General features: G+C 29.3%; 24 protein-coding genes. 15 read left to right on the top strand and 9 right to left on the bottom strand.

Annotation, left to right across the window (positions count from 1 at the left end; genetic code table 11):
* Positions 1-400 precede the first annotated feature (400 nt).
* Entirely contained in the window at positions 401-2,368 is a 1,968-nt protein-coding gene (locus tag ITB9_RS14110; RefSeq protein ID WP_054852740.1) for a putative porin, read from the bottom strand.
* 146 nt (positions 2,369-2,514) lie between these two features.
* Here ITB9_RS14110 and ITB9_RS14105 point away from each other — a divergent pair, with 146 nt between their 5' ends.
* The 4 genes from ITB9_RS14105 (at position 2,515) to ITB9_RS14090 (ending at position 9,135) form a co-directional block, all read left to right on the top strand.
* A complete protein-coding gene (locus ITB9_RS14105; RefSeq protein WP_054852739.1) occupies positions 2,515-3,114 on the top strand; it encodes a ribonuclease HII in 600 nt (199 codons plus the stop codon).
* 32 nt (positions 3,115-3,146) lie between these two features.
* Entirely contained in the window at positions 3,147-5,564 is a 2,418-nt protein-coding gene (locus ITB9_RS14100) for a hypothetical protein (protein ID WP_054852738.1), read from the top strand.
* A gap of 140 nt (positions 5,565-5,704) precedes the next feature.
* Positions 5,705-6,298, top strand: a complete 594-nt coding sequence (locus tag ITB9_RS14095; protein WP_054852737.1) for a hypothetical protein — start codon at positions 5,705-5,707, stop codon at positions 6,296-6,298.
* A 197-nt stretch (positions 6,299-6,495) separates the two neighbouring features.
* Positions 6,496-9,135, top strand: a complete 2,640-nt coding sequence (locus ITB9_RS14090; RefSeq protein ID WP_187294281.1) for a CHAT domain-containing protein — start codon at positions 6,496-6,498, stop codon at positions 9,133-9,135.
* Here the strand turns inward: ITB9_RS14090 and ITB9_RS14085 are convergent.
* Positions 9,132-9,854, bottom strand: a complete 723-nt coding sequence (locus ITB9_RS14085) for a tol-pal system YbgF family protein (RefSeq protein ID WP_054852735.1) — start codon at positions 9,852-9,854, stop codon at positions 9,132-9,134. The two genes, ITB9_RS14090 and ITB9_RS14085, sit on opposite strands and share 4 nt — an antisense overlap.
* 1 nt (position 9,855) lies before the next feature.
* On the bottom strand, positions 9,856-10,425 hold the full coding sequence (locus ITB9_RS14080) for an RNA polymerase sigma factor (RefSeq protein WP_028290565.1): 570 nt from the start codon (positions 10,423-10,425) through the stop codon (positions 9,856-9,858).
* A gap of 129 nt (positions 10,426-10,554) precedes the next feature.
* Between ITB9_RS14080 and ITB9_RS14075 the strand changes: the two genes are divergently transcribed.
* The 7 genes from ITB9_RS14075 to ITB9_RS14045 all read left to right on the top strand — a co-directional run bounded on the left by ITB9_RS14075 (position 10,555) and on the right by ITB9_RS14045 (position 16,365).
* On the top strand, positions 10,555-10,905 hold the full coding sequence (locus ITB9_RS14075) for a hypothetical protein (RefSeq protein ID WP_054852734.1): 351 nt from the start codon (positions 10,555-10,557) through the stop codon (positions 10,903-10,905).
* Positions 10,906-10,927: 22 nt separating this feature from the next.
* On the top strand, positions 10,928-11,767 hold the full coding sequence (locus ITB9_RS14070; RefSeq protein ID WP_054852733.1) for a DUF4412 domain-containing protein: 840 nt from the start codon (positions 10,928-10,930) through the stop codon (positions 11,765-11,767).
* A 26-nt stretch (positions 11,768-11,793) separates the two neighbouring features.
* Entirely contained in the window at positions 11,794-12,405 is a 612-nt protein-coding gene (locus tag ITB9_RS14065; RefSeq protein WP_054852732.1) for an autotransporter outer membrane beta-barrel domain-containing protein, read from the top strand.
* A gap of 155 nt (positions 12,406-12,560) precedes the next feature.
* Entirely contained in the window at positions 12,561-12,905 is a 345-nt protein-coding gene (locus ITB9_RS14060) for a hypothetical protein (RefSeq protein WP_028607258.1), read from the top strand.
* A gap of 128 nt (positions 12,906-13,033) precedes the next feature.
* Positions 13,034-13,612 carry a hypothetical protein gene (locus ITB9_RS14055; RefSeq protein WP_028290570.1) on the top strand — a complete coding sequence of 193 codons (579 nt, stop codon included), beginning with the start codon at positions 13,034-13,036 and terminating at the stop codon, positions 13,610-13,612.
* Between the two features lie 110 nt (positions 13,613-13,722).
* The gene (locus ITB9_RS14050) at positions 13,723-14,772 is read left to right on the top strand and encodes a nucleoid-associated protein (protein WP_028290571.1); all 1,050 of its coding nucleotides are present in this window, start codon (positions 13,723-13,725) and stop codon (positions 14,770-14,772) included.
* 93 nt (positions 14,773-14,865) lie between these two features.
* On the top strand, positions 14,866-16,365 hold the full coding sequence (locus tag ITB9_RS14045; protein WP_054852731.1) for a hypothetical protein: 1,500 nt from the start codon (positions 14,866-14,868) through the stop codon (positions 16,363-16,365).
* Positions 16,366-16,463: 98 nt separating this feature from the next.
* Here the strand turns inward: ITB9_RS14045 and lipB are convergent, their stop codons facing one another.
* Together lipB and ITB9_RS15395 are read right to left on the bottom strand one after the other, a co-directional pair.
* Positions 16,464-17,165 (bottom strand): lipoyl(octanoyl) transferase LipB, encoded by a 702-nt coding sequence (gene lipB / locus ITB9_RS14040; RefSeq protein ID WP_054852730.1) that lies wholly within the window; start codon positions 17,163-17,165, stop codon positions 16,464-16,466.
* Between the two features lie 29 nt (positions 17,166-17,194).
* Positions 17,195-17,353, bottom strand: coding sequence for a YqaE/Pmp3 family membrane protein (locus tag ITB9_RS15395; protein WP_082396253.1), 159 nt, complete (start codon positions 17,351-17,353; stop codon positions 17,195-17,197).
* A gap of 103 nt (positions 17,354-17,456) precedes the next feature.
* Between ITB9_RS15395 and lysS the strand changes: the two genes are divergently transcribed.
* Positions 17,457-19,151 carry a lysine--tRNA ligase gene (lysS, locus tag ITB9_RS14035; RefSeq protein ID WP_054852729.1) on the top strand — a complete coding sequence of 565 codons (1,695 nt, stop codon included), beginning with the start codon at positions 17,457-17,459 and terminating at the stop codon, positions 19,149-19,151.
* Positions 19,152-19,550: 399 nt separating this feature from the next.
* On the opposite strand, the gene ITB9_RS14030 is transcribed toward lysS, so the two are convergent.
* From ITB9_RS14030 to ITB9_RS15705, 4 genes are all read right to left on the bottom strand, one after another.
* Entirely contained in the window at positions 19,551-20,120 is a 570-nt protein-coding gene (locus ITB9_RS14030) for a GDYXXLXY domain-containing protein (protein WP_082396250.1), read from the bottom strand.
* A gap of 9 nt (positions 20,121-20,129) precedes the next feature.
* A complete protein-coding gene (locus ITB9_RS14025) occupies positions 20,130-21,410 on the bottom strand; it encodes a DUF2157 domain-containing protein (protein WP_054852727.1) in 1,281 nt (426 codons plus the stop codon).
* Positions 21,411-21,512: 102 nt separating this feature from the next.
* Positions 21,513-21,995 (bottom strand): inner membrane protein YiaA, encoded by a 483-nt coding sequence (yiaA, locus tag ITB9_RS14020; RefSeq protein WP_054852726.1) that lies wholly within the window; start codon positions 21,993-21,995, stop codon positions 21,513-21,515.
* Positions 21,996-22,082: 87 nt separating this feature from the next.
* Positions 22,083-22,241: a hypothetical protein gene (locus ITB9_RS15705; RefSeq protein WP_162874860.1), complete on the bottom strand. Its 159-nt coding sequence runs from the start codon at positions 22,239-22,241 to the stop codon at positions 22,083-22,085.
* Between the two features lie 152 nt (positions 22,242-22,393).
* Between ITB9_RS15705 and ITB9_RS14015 the strand changes: the two genes are divergently transcribed.
* The 3 genes from ITB9_RS14015 (at position 22,394) to ITB9_RS14005 (ending at position 24,950) form a co-directional block, all read left to right on the top strand.
* Positions 22,394-23,908 (top strand): hypothetical protein, encoded by a 1,515-nt coding sequence (locus ITB9_RS14015; RefSeq protein WP_054852725.1) that lies wholly within the window; start codon positions 22,394-22,396, stop codon positions 23,906-23,908.
* A 77-nt stretch (positions 23,909-23,985) separates the two neighbouring features.
* Positions 23,986-24,480, top strand: coding sequence for a hypothetical protein (locus ITB9_RS14010; RefSeq protein WP_054852724.1), 495 nt, complete (start codon positions 23,986-23,988; stop codon positions 24,478-24,480).
* Between the two features lie 119 nt (positions 24,481-24,599).
* Positions 24,600-24,950, top strand: a complete 351-nt coding sequence (locus tag ITB9_RS14005) for a hypothetical protein (protein ID WP_054852723.1) — start codon at positions 24,600-24,602, stop codon at positions 24,948-24,950.
* Positions 24,951-24,975: the final 25 nt, after the last annotated feature.

Raw genomic sequence — 24,975 nt, 5'->3', positions numbered from 1 at the left:
CTTTAGAACGTTTTCCTAAAACTAATAACTTTTAAAAGGTTACGTCGTTTTCGGGGTGCAAATATACAACCCTTTTCCATTCTACCAACACTTTTTTTAATTTAATTTTAATATTGATTTTTAACACCTTGTAATCAGCTGTTTATATACTTGAATTTTATTGTGTTTTTTTAATATTATCCTTGAATGATATGTCAGTGTTTGGTTACTTTAAAATCGTGTTTTCTGATTGTCAACGCGTTAGGGATAGAACGGTCTGTTTGAGCTCTTTTTTTGTATTCTGGTCTTTATTATATAAAATTATACTTTTAATATGGAAATAGACCTTTAATGTTGCCATCTACTTTAATAAAAAAAGCGAGTAGTGATAGCCCGACCCTTGGGGAACGCCGTAATTAAACTATAAAAAGAAGTTCCAAACTAATCCAAACCTAATCTTGAAGTCTCGAAATGGTTGGTTTGGTGCCGAATAATAATTGGGATCGGTGAAAAGCGCATTGAAATGTTCGGCTTTTAGAAAAATTCTTGTTTGACGGATTTTTGCGTTTACAAAGAAGTCTAACCTAGAGAATCCTCCTAACTCTTGATCATTTTGGGTGTAAAACTCGGACAACAATGGATCGTAGCCGTCCATGTTATATGATGAGAAGTAATTAAAGATTAATCCTGTTTGTAAATACATGGCTTTTTTGAATACATGATTTGAGTAATAAAGCGTATTTCTAGTTACTATTTGTGGTACATTTAATGTATTTGAATCGTCTTGTACATTTTGATATAGTATGGTATTGTCTAATGCAAAGTTTTTGTATTTAACTTCTTTTTCTAATTTAGCTTTTAGGTAGGTTATCTGATCTGTGTTTTGGAAGGGGTTGACTGATCCATTTTCGTCTTTTGCAAAATAAACATAATCTTGTATTGTACTTAGGTCTAATGTTAGACTGACATATTTATTAGATTTTACATTAAATACAAGTTGTTGCGTTTTTACATTACTAAATTGATTGGTCCAATTATAGTTTTTGTAATCACTTTGATATAATAATGTATTAAAATTTGGCGCAACCGAATTTACATTAATAGATGCATTGGCTAGGATGTCTTTATTTAATTGATAGGATGCTGAACCTTTTATATAATTACCATCAAAATCTCCTGATATGTTTAATCCTACATCCCCTATTATATTAAATCCTTTATAGTGCTTGTTATATTTTGCACCTACGGATAACACATCTCCTTTTAAACGATTGGGTATTGTTGCTTGATTTAATACTACTACTTGATTATAACCATAATTATAATTATTGTGAGTTGCATTAAATTGTAGTTTACCTAATATGGCATTACTATAATTTAATTGTAGCTGATTTGAAAACTGCTCCAACTCGGTTCTATCAGACAAGCTTGAAGATTTAAAAGCTTCGCCAAAATAATCTTCGTCTACACTAGTTTGATCAAATGTGTATATTTTATCTTCTAGAGTCATGACGTGTGCTAATTGAAGACGGTTTGAACTTACAGAGTCTTTAGGTCTTATTATATCATAACTCTGGTTTAGATAAAAACGCTTACCTAATAATTTGTTTTCTGCATTTTCAAAATTCACTTCTAAAACACCTCTGTCTGTAAAGTCAGGATCACCAGACTCGAAAAACTCAAGGTTATCGTCTTTTAAACCTCCATTTTCTTCATTAAAAATATCCTGTGACGTAAAATGTGTGTTTAACACGTAACGCTTATTTCTAGTTTTATAACTTGCTGTTAATCTTAAATTACCTGTACTAGTTAATGAGTTTTGATAAAACCCAAGAGACCTCATACCTTTATAGCCTATAGATAGGTTAAATTGCCTTGAGGTATTTGTTGTAAAAAACGCATCTAATTGTTGACCTTGTGTGAAGGCTGTTTTATAATACAACTCAGTTAATGGTGTTGGTACATGATAGTAATTAACATCATTTACCTCTAAATAATTAAAGTGTTTTGCTTTAGCACCATATCCAGGAAGCAAATTAGTGTTGTCAAAATTATAGGTTAATCTATTATAAGTTTGTCCAACATTAGCAAAAGGCATTAAACCAAAATTATCACGTCTTAGGTAATTATATTTATATTCTTTTTTTATACTTAATGTAGTATCTAAATAAGTTGTGTCTCTTGCGGCAGATATTATTAGATAATCTGTAATGACAGCTTTTTTGTCTTTTCTTGATTTGATATTAGCAGACTTTGTACTATCTGTAGCGACTGAACCATCCTTTTGATTAGTAGTATTAGGTTTATTAAGTTGTTTTAATGTTGGCTTTTGTGCATATGTTATACTTGTAAAAGCAAATAAAAGAAAGAAGAAAATTATTTTTTTCATTAAATGGTGACTATTTTAGACCTTTAATTTTAAAGCTGAATCATTTATGTTTGCCAAAAATAGCAAATATCTTTATGGTTTTATGCTTTTAGTTAAGAAAGGCACAAAATTGAAATACTATAACGCAAAACATTCCTTTTTATTTAATGTTGAAATTAAAACATTCCGAGTATAATTTAGAATGCGGAACTGATGAAGCTGGTCGTGGTTGTCTTGCTGGTCCTGTTACTGCAGCTGCTGTTATTTTAAAACCTAATTTTAAAAATACAGTACTAAACGATTCTAAGCAAATTAGCGAAAAAAAACGAGACTTATTAAGACCTATTATCGAGAAAGAAGCTTTATCCTTTGGCTTTTGCCACATACATGAAACTGAAATAGATAGTATTAACATATTAAACGCCTCTATTTTAGCAATGCATAAATCTATAGATGCTATGGATACGACACCTGAATTTATTATTGTTGATGGTAATAAATTTAAACCCTATAATAATATTGATTTTGAAACTATTATTAAAGGTGATGGTAAGTATCTTAGCATTGCTGCTGCTTCGGTTTTAGCAAAAACTTACAGAGACGAATACATGAATAAAATTCATAAAGAGTTTCCGATGTATAACTGGAAACAAAACAAAGGGTATCCAACTAAACAACACCGAGAAGCCATTAAAAAATATGGCATTACAAAATACCACCGAAAAACTTTTAGACTATTACCAGAACAATTGACATTAAAACTGTAACTTATTATATTTGCCTAAATCTTGCACTATCTATGAAACATCTGTGTTACAGTTTATTTATCATTTTATTATTTTCTTGCAACTCTAAAACTTCAAAAAATACTGTTGAAGATTTTATTTATAGTAAAGCAGATGTTGTATTAACCATAAATAATACAGATAATTTTAAAAGTAATACTGCTAACAACCATTTTATTGAACAATTATCCAAAACAAAACCCTACACTGACATAACTAATACGTTGGAAGTCTTAAATAGATTTAATTTTAACCAACGACTTTATATTAGTTTATTTAAAAACAAAGAAGATAGTTTAGATTACAGTTTTACTACTAAGGTTAACGACTCAACATTTAGTCTAGATAGTCTTGAGCTAACCAATACTGCAGTTAAATTAAAAAACATTAATGCTCAAAAAATTACGACTAAACAACACACTCTATATGTAGCATTACAAAACAATATACTTGTTGGGTCTAATAATAAACAACATTTAGAGTACCTATTTAACCACAAAGAAAAAACCGAAGGCTTAAAAAAAATAATAGCTACACAGGATAAAAACGCATCATTTTCGGTTTATACAAATAACAACGTTTTACAAAGTCCATTTTTCAATCCTGATTTACCATTTAAATCATTTAGTAAATATTTGACTTTTGATACAGAAGTCAATCAAAACAAATTAGTTTTAAATGGATTTACAAAATCCAATGACAGCTCTAGCTTGATTAATGTGTTTAAAAACACATTACCACAAGACAACCAATTAGCACAAATTACACCCTCTAATAGTAATGGTTTTTTGAGTATAACTTTTGATCAGTTTACAACTTTTAAGTCTAATTTAAATACTATCTATCCAAGTGATTCCGTAGCAATAGACCAACCTTTATTTAATAATATTATTGAATTTGGTGAAATCTACACTAACTCGTCAAATGCTGTAGTCTTAAATAGTCTTGATATAATTGAAACCAACGAAGCTTTGTTAAGTCAGAAGGATCTTATCGAAACTTTTAGAGGTGTCTCTATATTTAAATTTACCAAGCCTAAATTGTTTAATCAGCTATTAAAGCCATTTGTTACTTTAGACAATGCTAGCAACTATTGTATTATAGACCAGTTTTTAATTTTTGCTTCCAATACAGAAACCTTAGAAAATATTATTGTTAATTACCAAAACCAAACAACCTTAAATGATCGTGATTATTACACTGAGATCAAAAAAGGGTTAAGCAGCCAAGCTTCGGTATTACAAGTTATCAATCCGTTTGGACTAGAACAATTGGTGCAAAACAATAGTCAATCAAAGCAAAAATTCGACTTTAAAAACTACAAATCTTCAGCATTACAATTTATATATGATACAGATTTTGCTCATTTTAATGCTATTATAAATCAAAGTAAAACTTCTATTTCAAACAATTCAATCACCGAAATGTTTAATATTAAATTAGACCATGATGTTTTAAACCAACCTCAATTTGTAAAAAATTACCGTAGTAAACAGATGGATATTATGGTTCAAGATGTTAGTAACACACTTTATCTAATATCTAATGATGGTAAAATTATCTGGAAAAAGCAATTACATGGACCTATTTTAGGGCAAATAGACCAATTAGACATCTATAAAAATGGACGTTTACAATATGTATTTGCAACTCAAAACCGTGTGTATGTAATTGATAGAGATGGTAATGACGTCAGTCCTTTTCCTAAAAAATTTGATGATAATATTACTCAGCCTTTAGCTGTGTTTGATTACGATAACAAGAAAAAATATCGCCTTTTTGTTATACAAGATAACAACGTATTATTGTATGATGCTAAAGCCAAACCTGTACCTGGTTTTAAATTTAATAAAACAGAAAAAACTATAAACACATCTCCAAAACATATTAGAATTGGACGTAAGGATTATTTAGTTTTTAAAACCAATGATAAGCTACACATACTAAACAGACGTGGTAAAACAAGAGTTAAAGTTAAGATTGATTTAAATTGGTCAGACCAACCTGTGTTTGAGTATAACTCTAATTTTATTACATCAACAACAGATGGAAAAATAGCTACAATTACTGAAAAAGGTAATGTATCTGTTGGTAGTTTAAACATCACAGACAAACATACTTTAGCATCTACTACTAAAACTTTAATTAGCCAATACAATAACAAGCTTAATATTAAACACCATAATCTAGAGCTTGATTTTGGTAACTATACGCCTGCTAAATTATTTTATGTTAACAACAAAATATATGTATCGACTACAGATACGCAAACGCAAAAAGTACTACTTTTTGATAGTAATGGTGTGTTACAAGATCATTTTCCTGTATATGGTACCTCTGCAATAGATCTTGATAATATTGACACAGATAATAATCTGGAGTTTGTAACTAAAGGCGAAAGTAATTCTGTTTTAGTTTATAAAATAAATTAGTTTAAAAGTTAACCTTCTTAATTTTTAAACATTAATAATAAAAATGCAGTAAATCAACCAACTGTAATTTATTAATAATTAGTTGTGTAGGTTATGCATTATCTATAATTTTAAACTAAATACATATAAATTAATTACTTATGACACTAAAACAAACTTTTTTAATCGCTATATGTTTGCTTTTTATTACAAGCTCATGCGAAGAAAACGATGATAATACAGAACCAACCAATAGTATTACACTTACAGAAACCAATTATTTTTATGAAAACGACGCTTACGTATATGCTTTAAATATTGAAAGAGATCAATTAATTGAATCTATAGAAAATGGCACTTCTAATGATCCAGATGCAGACCAAACTAGAATTGAAACCATAAATTTAATTATTGAAACTACTACAACCAGTATTGGTTTTGGTTTACCTCCATTACCAATCCCTCCAGCTCCTTGTCTTTGTTGGGATATATGGAACGAACAAAAATTTATAATTGCTGATAATACTGTTTTTGCTATTGAAGCAACTATAATTTCTGAAAATGAAGAACTAATTTACAGTGCTAACACTTTAGGAGAAAGTCTTAATATTAATGGTTTTGATATTCCTGCTAAAGCCTATTCTTTTTCAGTAGAGCAAAACGCATATTCTGGTCCAGCTACTTTAAGTATTACTAAAATAAACACGGAAGGAGACCAACCCATTACATATTCTGTACCTATATTTATTGAATAATTATAACTTTAAAATAAAAACTTTAAATTTAAGCCTAACTATATGATAGTTAGGCTTAATGTTTTAATGAAATGATAGTATTCAAAAAAAAAATAACTTTTTTAAATTTAATTATTTGCCAATTTATATTTAGTTCGGCTTATAGTCAAATTCAAACTAATACAGCTGAGTCTTACTTTAATAGTCTATACAAATTCATGTATACTAATCAAGATTCAACCCAACTATATAAACAAAAACTATTAGATCTTTCTGTTAATCAAAATAATGTAGAACAACTTATATACACCTACATAGTTAGTAATAAATCGACATTGATTTTTAATAACATGGACGAACTAGAAAATAATCTTAAAAAATTAGATAGTTTATTTCCTGTAGCAGAAAAAGAGATTGAAGTTTTTAATGACTTTCATGAAGTTAAAAACTCATATTTTCATGATAAAGCTGTATTCAATATAAAAACTTACAATTATAAAAAAGCAAAAATAAATCTTGATAAAATTTTTAAGTATGCTAAAAAAACTCCTGATTCTTTATTAACAGATTCGCATAGAGGTCTCATAGATGTGTCTTACAAAGTAATGGCTAAAATGTATAGTAACAATAAAGAATATGAATTAGCAATACAGTATTTAGATAAAAGTATCCGATTTATTAATTCAAAAAACACAGACCACAAAGAGTACTTGATTAATGGTGTTAATAGGCAAAAAGGCGATATTTATAAAAAATTAAAAGACTATAAGAAAGCGACTTATTTTACAACTAAAGCCTTAAACTATACGCTTAAGCATAATAAATCTAATACCAATCAACTAATTAATGAAGTTTATAATACCGTTGACAACTACCTAGCACTAAAACAATACGATAGTGCTTCGTATTATTTAGAGCAAATCAAACCACTAGCAGACACCAATATACCTTATGGCTTTTTATATTATAAATCTAGAGCAAAACTTAATGAAGCTTTAAATAATACCGAGTCTATTCAGGAAGATTATGATAAAGCATTAGAACTATTAAACAGAAAATGGAACGGTTTAAAACAAGTTGAAATTGCTGAAACACTACAATCATACTCTAATTTTTTGATAAGCAATAACCAATACAATCAAGCTTTAAAACAAAATGCTGCTGCAATAACTCATGTTTCGGGTAAAGACGTTGTAAATTCTTCAATAAATCAAATTACCTTATTTAAATTATTACAACAAAAAGCATTAATAGCAATGCGTCAAAATCAATCTGATTCAGTAATTAAAAACACATATCAAGCGACACGATTATTAGATACATTAAAGCCTCATTTTAAAAATAAAACAGACAAACTATTACTAATAGAAAATGCCTATTCTGTTTTTGAAAACGGTCTACAAGCCACTTACAACAATTATAAATCCAATAAAAAAAATGCTGTAAATGATGCCTTTTTCTTTTTAGAGAAAAGCAAAAGCACACTTCTACTTGAAGCATTATTGAGTGTTAAAGCAGAAAAATTTGGCGCTATCCCAAATGAGATAATAATTAAAGAAGACATTTATAAAAACACCATTACTAACTTAGAGAAACAATTAAACCAAAAACAAAACGACGTCTTTAAAGACCAATTATTTGATGTTAAATCAAATTATCGCACATTTTTAGACACTTTAGAAAACAACTACAAAGACTATTATAACTTAAAATACAATGCTGAAGTTACTACTATTAAAACGGTTCAAAAAGAATTAAAACCTAGTACAGCTATGTTATCATTTTTTTACGGAAATGATGCTATTTATGGAGTAATCCTAGATCAAGACAATACTTACTTTGAAAAAATAGAATTAAACCAAGCCTTAGAACAACAATTGAGACTTTTTCAAAAACAAATTAGCAACCCTAAAACCGACATTTTATCACTAAAAAACAATGCTGCTAAACTTTACACTATTTTACTTGCTCCTTTTTTAGATAAAGTTAACCAACCTAATCTTATAATACTAACAGATGGATTACTAAACTATATTCCGTTTGAAAGCTTAGTAAAAGACAACCATTACTTAGTTGAAAATTATGCTGTAAGCTACATAAACTCGGCAACACTTTTAAAAGAATTAGAAAATAAAAAGAGTAGAAAAAACAACTTGTTAGCTTTTGCACCAGAGTTTGAAGGTGATATTTATAATAGTGTTAGAAGTAAAAGTTTACAACCTTTACCACATAGTAAAGTCGAAATACAAAACATAAACCAGTATTACAAAGGAAACCTTTTAATAAATAAAGACGCTAGTCTAGAAAATTTTAAAACCAATGCTTCAGATTATGGTATTATACATTTAGCGACACATGCTATTTTTAATGATACAAATCCAGAATATTCTTATTTAGCTTTTGGAAACGAAGCGTCTGATTTACTCTATACAGCAGACTTATACAACCTAAACCTTAATGCCAATCTAGTTACACTTTCTGCTTGTGAAAGCGGAATAGGAAACCTTAAACGTGGCGAAGGGTTATTAAGTTTAGCCAGAGGGTTTTACTTTAGTGGTGCACAAAGTATATCTAGCACACTATGGAAAATTAACGATGCTTCTTCTGCAACATTAATGTCAGATTTTTATAAAAACCTCTCTAAAGGACAATCTAAAGACTTAGCCTTACAACAAGCTAAGCTTAATTTTATAAAACAAAATAAAGACAATGCATTATCACATCCATATTATTGGTCTGCATTTATAATATCCGGAAATACTGAGCCTTTAACCTCAACACACTATTGGTTATGGGTTTTAGCAGGAATATTGCTATTAGCCACATTAGGTATACTATTAAAAAAGTATAAAAATTAATCTAGACTATCAAGTAACGTTTTAGCTTCCTTCTTTTTATAATTATAATTTGCAATTAAAGTTTCTAAATATTTAGTAGCTTCGGTTTTATTTTGCTGTTTCAAATTAATTAATGCTAAATACCAATTAGCTTCCGCTTTAAATTGACTCTCGTTGATAGTTGTTTCATGCAGAAACAAATCTTTAGCTTTTTCTAATTCATCCAAACCTAAATACGATTGTGCTTTATAAAAATTAAAATAAGGTTGCTGGTGTTGTACTTCATTAAATTTTTGAATTGCTAAAGTATAGTCTTCGGTTTCATAAGCGACAAAAGCATCTCGTTCAAGACTGCTTGTATCTTCTCCTCTTGTGATAGTATAAACTGTATTTGGATAATTTTTATAATTGGTAGTATATAAATCATTATAATTTACTCCAAAAAAAGCATCGTAACCAAACCAACCAGCTGCTATAAAAAAGACAATAGATGCTGCAATACGCCAATTAAACCAGGATTTGTTACTATGTTGTACAGCACTTCTGTTATTTTCAAAACCTTGTAATTTAGATTTTAAAATCTCACTTTGTTCTGCTTTTATGACTTGCTTAATATTATTTTCAAAATCAAATTGAGCTTTAAATTCAGAGTCCGTTTTTAATAAATTACTAAACATCTGTTCTTGCTCTGGAGTCAAAGTATTAGAAAAATATAGATATAAAAGTTGTTCTTTATCCATGTTATTTGGGATTGCTATTAATACGTTCTTTTAGGGTTTTAAGACATCTAGACTTAGCACTTTTTATAACATTTTCGCTATTGTAGTTACTATGGTTTAAAATGTCTTTAATGGTAAATCCTCTGTAATAAAATAAGTTTAGCAATTCTTGACATTGCTTACCTAAATCTTTAAAATGCTGTTTTAGTAGCTTTTGTTCTTGGGTTAAATCTTCATTTTCAACATCTAAAGTACTTACTAAATCATCAGAATCCTTAACCAAGGATAAATCAAAATTAGAACTTACTTTTTTGTTGTTTTTTTTCATCTTATCAAAGATTAAGTATTTACCAATACTAAATAAATAGGTAGAAATACTGCTTGTAAAACTTTCAATTTTACCGCTCATTACATTGTTATAAAACACGATATAAGCATCTTGGTAGATATCTATAATGTCATCGGTTTCCAAATTATAACGTCTAGCAAAATTTATAAACTTATCTCTATTGTCTTCATACACCTGTTGAAGCGCTTGATCTGAGCCTTGCTTTAAACTTTGAAGCGATATTTCTTCTTGGTTATTTGCCATTTAATAATTGGTTTGGAGAAAAGGTTAACATGTAAAAGTAAAATTAACTTTTTTTTAAAATAAAAAGCATCTAATGTTAACCTTTTTAAAATCAAAATATTAATAAGCGTATTTATAAAACTTAAAAAAATGAAAACGCTTCAATTATCAATTATTGCACTATTAACATTTACTATTAATAGTCAAGCACAAAACAATCAAACTAAAACCAAAGATTCGACTACTATTAATTCTAATAACTTCTTGGATAAAGGTACCGAAACATTGACCAGCATTTTTGGCGAAAACCTTGATGGTAACTCTACTGGAAAAACTTTAGGATATATAGAGTTATTAGAAAAATCTGACTTACCAGAAAAACAAAAAATAGAGCTTAAAAATCAATATTACTTATTAGCTAAAGATTTAACTCAAAAACAAAAAGACTCATTAGGTCAAGCTATTGGAAAACAAATAAAGGAAGCTAAAAAAGACGAATAATTAATCCATTAAAAATAAAACAATGAAACTTTTAAAACCATTACTAATAATATTAATATGCTGTTTTACAACACAAAGCAATGCACAAATCTGGAAAAAACTAGCTAAAAAAGCTGAGAAAGCTGCAGAAAAAACTTTAGAAAAGAAAGTTGAACAAAAAACAGAACGTGAAACTGAAAAAGCTTTCGATTCTACATTTAATAATAGTAGTGATTCTAAAACTGCTAATAACAAAAATAATTCACCTTTTGGAACTAGCAAATCTGCCCAAACGCCTTCAAGCACATACACCTTTTCTCATAAATATGTTATGCAAATAGAGGATGGAAAACGCACAACAAACTTAGTCTACTATTTAACTAATGCTGGAAATTATTTCGGGACTAGTATTCCTGATAAAAAAGGTAAAAACAACATGATAAGTGTTATGGATATTGACAAAAAATCCATGTACATGTTTATGGATAATAAAGATGACAAAACACTTATGTCAATGCGTTTGAATTTTGAAGACACTAACAACGACGCTATTGAGCAATCCGATATTAGTATAATTGCTACCGGAAACACAAAAACCATATTAGGTTATAACTGTGAAGCTTTTAAAGTAAAAGGACAAGACGTGCAAGGTACGGTTTGGGTTACTCAAAACGCAGGAATAACCTTTGTAAAATCCATGTATAATATAAAAGGAAAAAAAAGCAATAATCAATCTTGGATGAAAATGATAGATGGACTAACTCTAGAAATGGATATGGTGGACACCTCTAAACGCAAACCTAAATCCATTAAAATGACCTGTATTGCTCTAGATAAAACCACTAAAACTATAACGTCATCTGACTATAAAAAACTAATGTAAACTATTAATTATAAACCAATAACAAAATGAACATTTTTAAAACACTAAGTATTTTACCATTAATTATTTTAAGCTTAAACTGTCAAGCTCAAGACAGTTTTCAAGCTAAAGAAAAAGGCACATTTTTAACTAACGGAAGCATATTAGTTTACAATACTACCCGAAAAATTAACGATAACAAAGCCACAGCTTTTACAACTAATATTACACCAAAAGCAGGTTATTTTATAGCAGACAACCTTGCTATAGGTTTAGAGCTTTCCATTACTACTAATAAAGAAAAACAAGAAGACGAATTTTTGGGAGATATCGAAACCACTACCAATGGGTTTGCAGTACTTCCTTTTGCTAGATATTATTTAGATAATGGTCTTTTTGCAGAAGCTGTTGTTGGCTTTGGATCTCAAAAAACATCTACTGAAAGTGATTTTAGCGAATTAGGAACTTTAGAAACCAAAGCGTCTTCCTTTGGATTTAGAGTTGGTGTTGGTTATTCTTTTTTCTTAGGAGATCATGTCGCTATAGAACCTTCTATAAATTATTCATGGGAAGATATAAATCCAGAAGATGCACCTTCAGAATACAAAGAAAGCTTATCATCCATATTTTTGGGTATTGGTTTGTCAGCCTATTTTTAATCAATAAATATCCCTAGACTGATTGATAGATTTTTCATTATTTAAGTTAGTTTTAAAAAGCCGAAACAAATGTTTCGGCTTTTTTTATTTTACATGTTAACCTTTACATTGTCAAACCATTAATAAGTGTTATTAATCTTAAAATACATTTAATTATGGCAACAAAACAATTTACAGTTAACACTTACAAAATGGCATTAGGTTACCAAAGTTCTGCAACATGGAATGGTAAAAAAATTAAAATCCAAGGTTACATCACTTGTTATGGTAAAGATCACAGATTTATTATATACTTCTTACATGACTCAAGTCCTGTACCTGATCCAACCTATATTCCTGCTAACAAGGTAGGAGCCATTTTTTTACCATTTAAAGACATGCCAATGTATGTAGATATGGTTAGAAACGAAAAACCTGTTTATGCTTACTTAAATTCTACTAATCCAGAATGGAATAGCATAAAAACCTCTAACGAGCCTGTTGGCGAGGAAGAAAGCTAGAATTAGTCGCTTTAGTTTTTAAAAACCGAAAATTTTTTTTCGGTTTTTTTTTATCACTTATGTTAACCTTTCTGTTTTAGATCTATTAATAGGAAAACAAAAACTATTAATCATTTAAAAAAAACACAATGAAACATTTATTATTGAAATCAAAATTTATCCTTGTAGCAATTATAATTGCTTTTAACTTTTCATGTTCAACAGAAGATGGTGCTGAAGGTCCTGCAGGTGCAGACGGAATTGATGGAGTTGACGGAGTTGATGGTACAGATGGTGTGGACGGAAATGCTAATGTACAAACAATTACTATTGATGCTTCCACTTTTTCAGGTAATTACACCTCTATATCAGTACCAGAAATAACACAAGAAGTCCTAGACAATGATGTTATACTTACCTATTTAACAGATAGTCCTAATTATTGGGTTACAATACCATGTCCTTATGATAGTGTTGCATTTAACTTTTCTGTACACGTAATACACTATTTAGAAGGTGTCGATCTAGATTATAATGATGCATCAGGATCATTTTACAATATTTCTGCAGGAGACCTAACATCTTTAAAAGTTGTAATTATAAAATCTTCATCTGACGCTAGATTTGCAAACAACAATAAACAGCAAACTTATAATCAACTAAGTCAAGCCGGAGTTGACATTACCAACTATTACGAAGTCTGTGATTATTATGGTATCAAATACTAATATTAATATCAAATCACAAAATAAACCGAAGCAAAGTCTTCGGTTTTTTTATGCATTATTATAGCTATATTTAGTAACATTGTATTTTAAAACAAACACCATTTTTAATAATGATTAACCGTAACAAAGCCTCTATTTTAAAGTGTATTATCCACAAAGTAGGAAATAAACATAACGACACTAAAAATGCCTTTTCTGAAAAAGAAATCATTTTTGATGAAGCCAGTTATGAGCTAATGGTTCCTTTTTTATTAAGACCATTTACAAGTTTAGTGCAAAGTCACAGATTTAGTCATCATGCTAATATCGAGTTAAACGAAATCAATGCGTACGCCAAATCCATTTTTGCAGACGACGAAACTTTTGTGGATGTCTCCAAAAATGTAGTTAAGCATTTATATGAGCAATCCACCTCTGCACAAATTAAAACAGGAGATGTTATTGTAGCCTATTTTGAAGGTATTGAACATAACGAAATGGTAATTGATGCTGTTGGTATATTTAAAATAGAAAATAAAACTAACTTTTTCCAAACCTATCTAGAAGACAACAGCTATGATGTATTAGTCCAAAAAGGGATTAACGCAAAAAAAGTAGATAAAGGATGTTTAATTTTAAATACAGGTGATGCAGAAGGTAAAGTTGTTTTAACCGTTGATAATAACAATTATGACGCAGCTTATTGGACAGATAAGTTTTTAAATATCAAATATGCAGATGACTATAATAGTCACACGCAAAACTACCTAGAATTATGCAAAGAGTTTTCTACTGAAATTATTAAAACAACTTACGGAGCCCAAGAGCAAAATACTTTTTTAGCCAAAACAGTTGACTTTTTTAAAGAAAATGAAATTGTTAATGTCGAAAGATTTAAAGATGAAATTTTTGAAGAAGACAAACATTTAGAGCTTTTTGAAAGTTATAAAAAAGAGTTTGAAAGCGAGCAAAATGTCTTAATTAGAAACCAATTTGATGTTTCTGAAAAAGTATTAAATAAAGAAAAAAAGAAAATTAAAACAGACATCAAGCTAGACACAAATATCCAAATTAAATTAGATATAGATGCACCAGATGCTAGTGCAGAATATCTAGAACGTGGTTATGACGAAGACAAAAAAATGCATTACTACAAAGTGTTTTTTAACGCAGAAAATTAAGCTTAAATTCAACAAGTGATTATTAGATAAACATTAAAATTTAGGGTATTTTAGTTGCTATATTAACCTAACTTAAACTCTATAATTTTTAAAATGAAAAAACTATTAATCACTTGTTTGCTATTATTAACCACAGTAGCGCAATCACAAACCTCAACCACATCACTAAAAGTTACCCAAAGCCAAGAGTACAAAGACAAAGTAAAATCTATTGACGTTATAGCCATTAACACTTCTAATTCCGGAAAAACAGGAATTGTACGTAACGGAAAAAGAGATTTTCTATTTGATGTATTTGACACTTCTTTAAATAAAACATTTTCTAAAATTGTAGAAAGTAGTAAAAAGGAAACCTATGTTGGAGACTTATTTTATGACAATCAACTAAAAGTATTTACGGTCTATGCGCCTAAAAAAGACAAACGTATTATTTATTGTCACACTTTAAATTTAGAAACAGAAGCTTATACTAAAACAACCATTTTTAGTACTGAAGTAGAAAAAAAGCAAAGCTTATTTGGTTCAAGAAAAAAACACAACACTAGTTTTGCATTATCTCCAAACGGAAACTACTTTGCTATAGCGACAGACAATATCCGTAAAAATAAAAACTCATATACCATACGTGTTTTTGATGCCAAAACTGAAAAATTAATTTTCACTAAAGCATACCAAGAAGACGTTAAACGTACTTTTAATCACAACGATTTATATATAGATGACCAAGCCAACGTGTACTCTCTTGGTAAATTGTTTTTAAATGGTAAGCGTAATAAAAAAATAAATGGAGATGCCAACTACCAGTTTTCGTTAAATAAAATAACCAAAGACAAAAACACTGAGCTATTACTTGATTTAGAAGATGAGCACATTCAGTCTTTAAATATTTCAGAAAACAAAAACCAATTACATCTTATTGGATTTTACTCAGAATTAAATGTTGGAAGAATTAAAGGTGGATGTGATTTTGAAATAGACACAGATAATTTAACCGTTAAATCTAAAAAAGTACAGGCTTTACCAAAACAAGTGTATGAAGACTTATATGGTTACAGAACTGCAAAACGCAAAAACAAGAAGAAAAAAGAATTAAGAAATTTTGATGTTGACTATGTATTAAAAGATAGTAAAGGTGGTACATTTTTAATTGCTGAAGAGTTTTATATCACACAAAACTATGTTCAAACAGGTACAGCTGGTGGTTATTGGCAGACTGTTTTTCATTATGACGACATCTTAATTTTAAAGTTTAATCCTGATGGTGACCTTACTTGGGGAAGAAGTGTTTTTAAAAGATCTACCTCTCCTTCATACAATGCGTTTTTAAAAGACGATCAATTGCATATTATATTAAACTCTGGTAAAAATCTAACTGAAAAAAATGATGGAAGAACTAAAGTGTCTAAAGGATGGTTTGAATCTTCATCTTTATATGATTTTGAATATAGTAATAATGGAGACGTTAAGTACAACAAAATTCAAGATAACAGAGGCAACGAGTTTTACTTACCGTATTACGGAACATACCAATTAGATAAATTTATCATGATGAGTGATGGACGTCGTAAAAAAACGTTTATGACTTTAGAGTAGTCTCACTTATATTTATTATGAAGTAAAAGGATGTTTTTACGGTGAAAATTCACTTAAAAAACATCCTTTTTTATTCTAGTCAATAGTATTGCTAATTGCTATTTTACAAAAGTAGCTTCAAACAAATTACTAAAGTGTTTTAATATTTTAGCTTTAACTTCAGCTTCATCAACTACTTTAACACCTAATTCTACATTTAAGGATGCAACCGCTTTGCCTCTAATTCCGCAAGGTATTATATTATCAAAATACCCTAAGTTAGCATTTACGTTTAATGCAAAACCATGCATTGTTACCCAACGACTAGCTCTAACACCCATTGCACAAATTTTACGTGCAAAAGGTGTCCCTACGTCTAACCATACACCAGTTTCTCCTTCACTACGTGTTGCTTTTAAACCGTATTCGTCAAGTGTTAAAATTATAACTTCTTCTAAAAAACGCAGGTATTTATGGATATCTGTAAAAAAGTTATCTAAATCTAAAATAGGGTAACCAACAATTTGTCCTGGACCATGATAAGTAATATCACCTCCTCTATTAATTTTATAAAATGTAGCTTCCTTTTGTTTTAGTTGTGCTTCATCTAAAAGTAAATTGGACAAATCACCACTTTTACCTAAAGTATAAACATGAGGATGTTCTACAAATAAAAAAAAGTTATCGGTTTCTAAACCTGCAGCTTCTCTCCTATTTTTTATTTTGGTATCTAAAATTGCTTTAAATAATTCCTCTTGATAATCCCAAGTCTCTTTAAAGTCTTTTGTACCTAAATCTTGTAATGTTATTGCTTTATTCATCTAAAAAAATAATATAGCAAAGATACAATTTATCTTTCAGGATTATTCAATATTATCAAAGCTGCTAACACTCCAGGAATCCATCCTAAACACCATAAAATAAAAACAATTAAAATAGAGCCACAACCCTTACCTATTACAGATAATGGAGGACAAATTACACACAATAAAACGCGCCAAAAAGACATGATTAAAATTTTAATAGATTGATGATATACTTATTTGACGTTAACACTTATTTTTTGTTACAAACCATTATCTTTGTGCCTTAAATTTATTTACAATAAAACTATGTCACAATTATCTGAGCAAGAGCTCGTACGTAGAGAAAAACTTGCCAAGTTACGCGAGTTAGGTATCAATCCTTATCCAGCAGATTTATTTCCTGTAACAGAAAATTCTAAACAGATTAAACAGGAATTTAAAGAGGGCAAACAGGTTGTTATTGCTGGTCGTTTGATGTCAAGACGTATACAAGGTAATGCTAGTTTTGCCGAGTTGCAAGATAGCGAAGGACGTATTCAAGTCTACTTTAACAGAGACGAAATCTGTACAGGTGAAGACAAAACACACTACAACACTGTATATAAAAAGCTTTTAGATATTGGTGATTTTATTGGTATTGAAGGTAAGTTATTTACAACTAAAGTTGGAGAAAAAACAGTTTTAGTAAAAGACTTTAAAGTATTAAGTAAAGCCTTAAAACCATTACCTCAACCTCGTGTTGATGCAGAAGGTAAAGTGCATGATGCTTTTACAGATCCAGAACAACGTTACAGACAACGTTACGCAGATTTAGTAGTTAATCCACATGTAAAAGACGTGTTTATTAAACGTACTAAATTGTTTAACGCTATGCGTGACTTTTTTAATACTTCTGGTTATTTTGAAGTAGAAACTCCTGTTTTACAACCTATTCCTGGAGGTGCAGCAGCAAGACCATTTGTTACTCATCATAACAGTTTAGACATACCATTATATATGCGTATTGCTAATGAGTTATATTTAAAAAGATTAATCGTTGGTGGTTTTGATGGTGTTTATGAGTTTTCTAAAAACTTCCGAAATGAAGGAATGGATAGAACACACAATCCTGAATTTACAGCAATGGAAATTTATGTAGCCTATAAAGACTACAACTGGATGATGGATTTTTGCGAAAAACTTTTAGAGCATTGTGCAATTGCAGTAAACGGAACATCTGAAGCAACTTTTGGAGAACACAAAATTGACTTTAAGGCACCATACGCAAGAGTGACTATGGCAGACTCTATTAAACATTTTACAGGTTTTGATATAACAGATAAATCTGAAGATGAAATAAGAACTGCTGCCAAAGACATGGGAATTGAAGTTGATGCAACCATGGGTAAAGGAAAGCTTATTGATGAAATTTTTGGTGAAAAATGTGAAGGTAACTACATACAACCTACCTTTATTACAGACTACCCAAAAGAGATGAGTCCTTTATGTAAAGAGCACAGAGATAATCCAGAATTAACTGAGCGTTTTGAACTAATGGTTTGTGGTAAAGAAATAGCAAATGCTTATTCTGAGCTTAACGATCCAATTGACCAACGTCAACGTTTTGAACACCAATTAAAATTAGCCGAAAAAGGAGATGACGAAGCTACAGAGTTTATTGATCATGACTTTTTACGTGCTTTAGAATACGGAATGCCTCCTACATCAGGAATGGGAATTGGTATGGATAGATTAATCATGTTTTTAACAAACAACCAATCTATTCAGGAAGTTTTATTTTTCCCACAAATGAGACCAGAGAAAAAAGCATTACCAATGACTGATGAAGAAAAAGCTGTATTTGCATTACTTAAAGCCAATAATCCAATTGATTTAAATACTTTAAAACAGCAATCTGGATTAAGTAATAAAAAGTGGGATAAAACCATAAAAGGTTTAACCAAATTAGGCGTTGCCAAAGTAAACAAAACTGACGATGAACTATTTGTAGAAGTTGTTTAACTAAAATAAATAACCAAATTGGTTTAAACAAAAAAAAGGAACTACAGTTATGTAGTTCCTTTTTTTATTATAATGCCTATTTACGAGGGTAAATTCTTTATAAAATTTTTAGATAAGAATTTATAGTACCAATTTTTATTAGAAAGTTTTATCCCTATATGCCTTGATGTTTTAATTTTAGACACAATGTAAATACTTCTTATAATTACTACAAATACAAGTACTAGAATTAAAAATATCATCAAATTTGAAAACGTCATAGGTTTGCATTCTTAATTATCTTTAATAAAATTAACACACCAACAACCAGTTAACTATTACAAAACTCTTAATGTTACTTAAATTCGATGATTGGTTGTTTTTACAGACCCAAAAACACCAAGCAAAAAAACAAATCAATTAATCAGGGCTTTTTTGCAAATCGACATAAGTTCCTATTGGTACGTCATTAATAAACACATCTTCTAGTACAGAATATCCATTTTTAACATAAACCAACGCATAAGTGTTATTTACCAAAGCTTGTCTGCTAGCTTTTCTGTAAGCCACTTCAGCTGGATATGCTTTACTTTCTTCCATATAAAATCTGTTAAAAGGCAACATAAATTTAATAATATTACTTTTTTGATAATAGCCATAAGTTTGAGCTATTACAAAATCGTCATCGGTATTTATTTTAAATGGACTTACAGTTTTTACAGCAGCATAACCTAAACTATCCGTTTTTAGATACACATAAATATCGCTATTATTTTCCCATATTGTAGTTGTTTTAGCTTTATTCATATCAAAAGACAAAGTTATGTACTTCCCTCTAAAAGGATCTGTTGGATCAATTGGACGTGTTTTAAATTTATAAGCTGTTCCTGAATTTAAAACAGATTGGTTATTAAAAACCATGGTAGCTGGCACACTTAATTGAATTAAAGCCAAAACCACAAAAAGTATAAATAGATATATTGTTTTCATCTTAATTATTTAAAGATTTATATGATTTGATCTCTGCTTTTTAAGCATAAAGTAATTTGCACTAAAAAAACCGACACCTATAGTTATAAATAATAAACCTCGAATAACAAAGCTCATGTCTGTATCAAAAAACCTAAAACTTATTAAAGCGGTAATAATTAGCAAACCATAGTTTAAGATTCCGAAATGAGATTTATCCACTCCTACCATTACTGTCGCAATACCTAAACCAAGTATTAAAAAGTTTATTAAGACTAGTCCTACGGTTGCATAATAGCTATTTACAATAAAAACAATTAAGTATAACACAAATACATATCTAAACAAGTTAAATGGTTTTAAGCTATCTTTTATATAACTATAAACTAGAATTACTACTGTAAGTATGATTAAAAGTATTGGCACATAAAAACTTGATGCACTGTAATACTCATAATTAAAGTCTCCCGACCAATATCTATGAAAAGAAGCTAAAAGAAGTGTAACAACTACACCAAGAGATCCAATTGCTAAGTAACCGTTTTTTCTAAGTTTTAGAGTTTTTAAATAAGGTAATTGCCCAATATTGTAAAGCAACCCAAAAAACAATATAAAAACCAGATACAAAATACTGCTTGAAACGTCTAAAAAAGATCCAAACGTAATAGTCAAACTTAATGGGAACAACCAATTAAGTAAAGAAAACCCGTTAGAAGCTGCTTCGTTTTTAATGACGTTGTAATAAAAAGGAAGTAAACCAACTAACATAACCAAATACATCCATGGTATCTGTGCACTTTCAAAATACCCTACTAAACAAGCATAATAAGTTGCAAAAACAAGATGTAATACTGCCAACACTTTTGATTTTAGTAAATAAACTAAAGGTAAACATAGTGCAATCCATGTTAACAAATACCCTTCTAAGCTACCTGGCACATTATAAATCTGACCAATTAAAGCAATTGCAGCTCCTACACCAAAAAACAGAAAGACACCTGATGCTTCTTTCCATATCTGACTCTTCTTTTTAAAAATCGAAAAGCCAACTAACAATTGTCCAATCACCAAAGGGATAAAAGCCAATACCGTTTTGACCATCTTAGGCAAATAGTCCCAATTATGGGCAAATAATAATATTATTCCAGATCCTATTAATAAAGATCCTAAAACACCAAATACTACAAATAACTTATTAGGCGTGTTGGCTTCTTTAGATTCAAAGTAGCGTTCAATGCGCAATGCTGTGTCTTTGGATATGATCTGATTTTGTATTAATTCTGGTAATGTATTTACAAATTTTGTACTCATTTTTAATGGTTTTAATTAATTCAGTTTTGATTAAAAACCTCGCAACATCCGTCACGAGGCTTTGGGTTAACCATCACATTAACCAATCATCAAAACAAAACATTAAATAGTGTCCGTTTTCTCATTTACTAAAAAGGCAATATCACGCGTATTTTTTTGCACTGCAATAGCAGCAAAAAGACTTAAAGTAAATGACATACCATAAAACCCTTTTTCGCTAAGTTCTAAATCTGCATTCCACAATCCAATAACTAATAACGCGATTGCTGCCACAGACGTAAACCAGCTTATGCCATAATAAATTTCTGTAACTGGTACATTTTCTAGCTTATCTCTCACTGATTTCTGTACAGATATTACAGAGAATAAACCAAAAAGTAAGATGGTAAAATAATATCCTTTTTCATTTAGAAGCATATCTGCGTTCCATAATCCAATAGAATAAGAAACCATACCAAGACATAAAGCTGTCCAAGATGCTCCCACAAATGCTGGCGTAGGTTTAGTATTATAAGTTGTTGCCTTCGTTTTAGGCTTTTTAGACTTTTGGTCTTCATTAATTGAAACTGTTGTTTGATAATCCATATTATTTTGTTTTTGATAATTATTATATAAAATAAAGCTTGAGACCCTATGTCTCTAATTTGATAAGGTGTATAATGCTAAATTGTTTTAGACACCTAAATAACTCACTTTACTTCCTGTATGATTACTTAAGTCCGCTACATAAGATTGATAGCTGTTTATTAAATAATTCTGAATCTCCATCCTATTAGCTAGTAATACACTAAAAAATAAAACGATAAGTGTTGCTTTAAAAAATGTTTTCATGATGTTTTGATTTGTTGATTACACGACAAAGATGCAACAGGCAGAGAGTTATATAAAAACAGATTTAAAATAAAACTGACGATATATTTTATGTCTAAAAACAAAATAAACCTTATTTAAAAGGTTACTTTTAACAAAATAATGACGATTAAATGACTGATTTAAATAACCTGATTTCTACATTTTCTAATGAAGAACAACAACAGTTTATAACGTTTCTAGAAAAAAAGAACAAAAGAAGTGATACCAAAAACATACAGCTTTACAAGTTACTTCAAGATAAAGACTTAGACACATTTACCATTTGTAATACACTTTATGGCTGTCAGAAAAAAGGAGCATATCATGCCTTAAGAAAACGTTTATATCAATCTGTTATAGATTTTATAGCTAACAAACACCTAGCAGACGAGAGTACTGTAGAAATGCAATTAATAAAACTACTCATCACTGCCAGAGCCTGCCTAACCAAAAAGCAATACAAAACAGCCTATAAATTATTAGCTAAAGCTGAAACTATAGCAACAGAACATGCTTTATTTTCTATTTTAAACGAAATTTATCATACAAAAATTCAATACTCCTACTCACAACCACAAGATAAACTAGAACATTATATTACTGCCTTTAAAAATAACCAACATAATGCCTATTTAGAAGACCAACTAAACATCGTCTATGCAAAAATTAGACAAACACTTAACAACATAAACTATAAAGGTGCTGTCTTAGATCTAGAAACATTATTAAACAATACGCTAGAAGAACATAATATAAATCTAGAAAATGCTATTACATTTAAAGCACTATATCAAATTATAAGTATTGTTAGCTTATCCGCTTTTGTAACTAATGACTATTATAAAATAGAATCCTTTTTATTAAAACATTACACTTCTATAAAATCATACAAAAATCGAGTCAAACAAACTTATTATCATATTCAGATATTATACATGATTGCTAATACTTTATTTAGGAACAAAAAATTTAACGAAGCTTCGCAGTACTTAAATGCAATGGAAACACAATTAAAAAGCAATCAAAAAAAACATTATAACACCTTTATATTAAAACACAACCTTTTAAAAGGTTTAACATATAATTACACCAACCAACAAACAAAAGCTATTGCTATACTAGAAAAAAGCACTAAACTTAAACATCAAGATATAGAAAGCCAATTAGACATACACTTGTGCTTAATCATGACACATATACAACATAACGACTATAAAAAAGCTAATCAAGTTATAGCCACCTTTTATCATACAGATACTTATTACGAAACTAAAGCTGGTAAAGATTGGGTTATTAAAAAAAACTTAATAGATATTATAATACAAATAGAATTAGAGAATATTGAATTAGTAGACTCTAGACTACGTAGCTTTAAACGCCAATACTACTCCTATTTAAAACAAATTAATCAAAATCGAGTAATCACGTATTTAAGCTTTGTCCAATTATATTTTAAAGACCCAAATATTGTTACAACAGCAACCTTTAAAACTAAAGTAGAAAATGCTTTTGTGTGGATTGATGCTCAACAAGAAGATATTTTTGTAATGAGTTTTTATGCTTGGTTAAAAAGCAAAATGGAAAATAAACCACTATACACTATCACTTTAGAACTTGTAGAAATGGCTAAAACCAATGTTAATTAAAAGCTAAAAACCAACTTGCTTTTAAACTATTTTAATTTTATCAGGTCTTAGAAGTATAACATTTAAAATTTATAAAAATGAAAAAATTAGCAATTATAGCTTTAGCCTTGATAACATTTCAAGCTAATGCGCAAGACAAAAAAGAAAAGCGTCAAGACAACAGAAAAGAAAAAATGGAAAAACGTATGCAATTAGAACCAGAAGAAATGGCTGAATTGCAAACCAAAAAAATGACACTTCATTTAGATTTAACGGATGCCCAACAGAAAAAAGTAATGGCTTTAAATTTAGAACACGCTAAAAAGCGTAAAGAAGCGATGAAATCACGTCTTGAGGCAAAAGATAAAGAAGAAAAAGTAAAACCTACTAAAGAGGAAAAACTTAAAAGAGCTAACCAAAGATTAGATGATCAGATAGCTGCTAAAAGAGAAATGAAAAGCATTTTAAGCGCTGAACAATATGAAAAATGGGAAAAGTCTCAAACTAAAAGAAAACACGGAAGAAAAAAAGGTGATAAAAAAAGAAAAGGTCACCATAATAAAAAAGATAGAGATTTAGAAATGGAAGATTAACATCAATTTTCATTTCAAAGACAAAAAAGCACTGATTATCTATTCAGTGCTTTTTTTTGATCGCTAATTAAACAAAAAGTATTACATTTAAAATCATAACTTAATTAACTCTAACACCAATGAAAAAAATATTTACAATTTGTCTTTTTGTTTTTGGTTTATTTTTAGCGACTAATACTGCTAATGCACAACAAAGTTTTAGTGCAGAAGTTAACACTGCTGCACAAACAAAAACAGTTGAGATGGGTAGACTTGTTAAAGCCAATAAAACAACTCAAGAATCAATGTACATTGCATACCAAGAATTTTATGCAAAGTCAGAAACACTTAATAGTTTACATAAAGTAGGCACAAGTGGATATGCTGATTTAGAGAAGAAAATTAATGACCGTTTAGCTTCACAAATGCAAGAAGCACTTAACGAAGAACAATTCAATAAGTTTTTAGAGGCAACAGAGGTTAAACTTTAATTACTCAACAACTAAAAAAGCCGAT

The sequence above is a fragment of the Olleya sp. ITB9 genome (genome assembly GCF_001315805.1).
GTDB lineage: Bacteria > Bacteroidota > Bacteroidia > Flavobacteriales > Flavobacteriaceae > Olleya > Olleya sediminilitoris.
This window is presented reverse-complemented; position numbering and strand designations above follow the sequence as displayed.

Coding starts and splice junctions, on each gene's coding strand:
- ITB9_RS14110 (WP_054852740.1), bottom strand. CDS start 2,368: ATGAAAAAAATAATTTTCTTCTTTCTTTTATTTGCTTTTACAAGTATA.
- ITB9_RS14105 (WP_054852739.1), top strand. CDS start 2,515: ATGTTGAAATTAAAACATTCCGAGTATAATTTAGAATGCGGAACTGAT.
- ITB9_RS14100 (WP_054852738.1), top strand. CDS start 3,147: ATGAAACATCTGTGTTACAGTTTATTTATCATTTTATTATTTTCTTGC.
- ITB9_RS14095 (WP_054852737.1), top strand. CDS start 5,705: ATGACACTAAAACAAACTTTTTTAATCGCTATATGTTTGCTTTTTATT.
- ITB9_RS14090 (WP_187294281.1), top strand. CDS start 6,496: ATGTATACTAATCAAGATTCAACCCAACTATATAAACAAAAACTATTA.
- ITB9_RS14085 (WP_054852735.1), bottom strand. CDS start 9,854: ATGGATAAAGAACAACTTTTATATCTATATTTTTCTAATACTTTGACT.
- ITB9_RS14080 (WP_028290565.1), bottom strand. CDS start 10,425: ATGGCAAATAACCAAGAAGAAATATCGCTTCAAAGTTTAAAGCAAGGC.
- ITB9_RS14075 (WP_054852734.1), top strand. CDS start 10,555: ATGAAAACGCTTCAATTATCAATTATTGCACTATTAACATTTACTATT.
- ITB9_RS14070 (WP_054852733.1), top strand. CDS start 10,928: ATGAAACTTTTAAAACCATTACTAATAATATTAATATGCTGTTTTACA.
- ITB9_RS14065 (WP_054852732.1), top strand. CDS start 11,794: ATGAACATTTTTAAAACACTAAGTATTTTACCATTAATTATTTTAAGC.
- ITB9_RS14060 (WP_028607258.1), top strand. CDS start 12,561: ATGGCAACAAAACAATTTACAGTTAACACTTACAAAATGGCATTAGGT.
- ITB9_RS14055 (WP_028290570.1), top strand. CDS start 13,034: ATGAAACATTTATTATTGAAATCAAAATTTATCCTTGTAGCAATTATA.
- ITB9_RS14050 (WP_028290571.1), top strand. CDS start 13,723: ATGATTAACCGTAACAAAGCCTCTATTTTAAAGTGTATTATCCACAAA.
- ITB9_RS14045 (WP_054852731.1), top strand. CDS start 14,866: ATGAAAAAACTATTAATCACTTGTTTGCTATTATTAACCACAGTAGCG.
- lipB (WP_054852730.1), bottom strand. CDS start 17,165: ATGAATAAAGCAATAACATTACAAGATTTAGGTACAAAAGACTTTAAA.
- ITB9_RS15395 (WP_082396253.1), bottom strand. CDS start 17,353: ATGTCTTTTTGGCGCGTTTTATTGTGTGTAATTTGTCCTCCATTATCT.
- lysS (WP_054852729.1), top strand. CDS start 17,457: ATGTCACAATTATCTGAGCAAGAGCTCGTACGTAGAGAAAAACTTGCC.
- ITB9_RS14030 (WP_082396250.1), bottom strand. CDS start 20,120: ATGAAAACAATATATCTATTTATACTTTTTGTGGTTTTGGCTTTAATT.
- ITB9_RS14025 (WP_054852727.1), bottom strand. CDS start 21,410: ATGAGTACAAAATTTGTAAATACATTACCAGAATTAATACAAAATCAG.
- yiaA (WP_054852726.1), bottom strand. CDS start 21,995: ATGGATTATCAAACAACAGTTTCAATTAATGAAGACCAAAAGTCTAAA.
- ITB9_RS15705 (WP_162874860.1), bottom strand. CDS start 22,241: ATGAAAACATTTTTTAAAGCAACACTTATCGTTTTATTTTTTAGTGTA.
- ITB9_RS14015 (WP_054852725.1), top strand. CDS start 22,394: ATGACTGATTTAAATAACCTGATTTCTACATTTTCTAATGAAGAACAA.
- ITB9_RS14010 (WP_054852724.1), top strand. CDS start 23,986: ATGAAAAAATTAGCAATTATAGCTTTAGCCTTGATAACATTTCAAGCT.
- ITB9_RS14005 (WP_054852723.1), top strand. CDS start 24,600: ATGAAAAAAATATTTACAATTTGTCTTTTTGTTTTTGGTTTATTTTTA.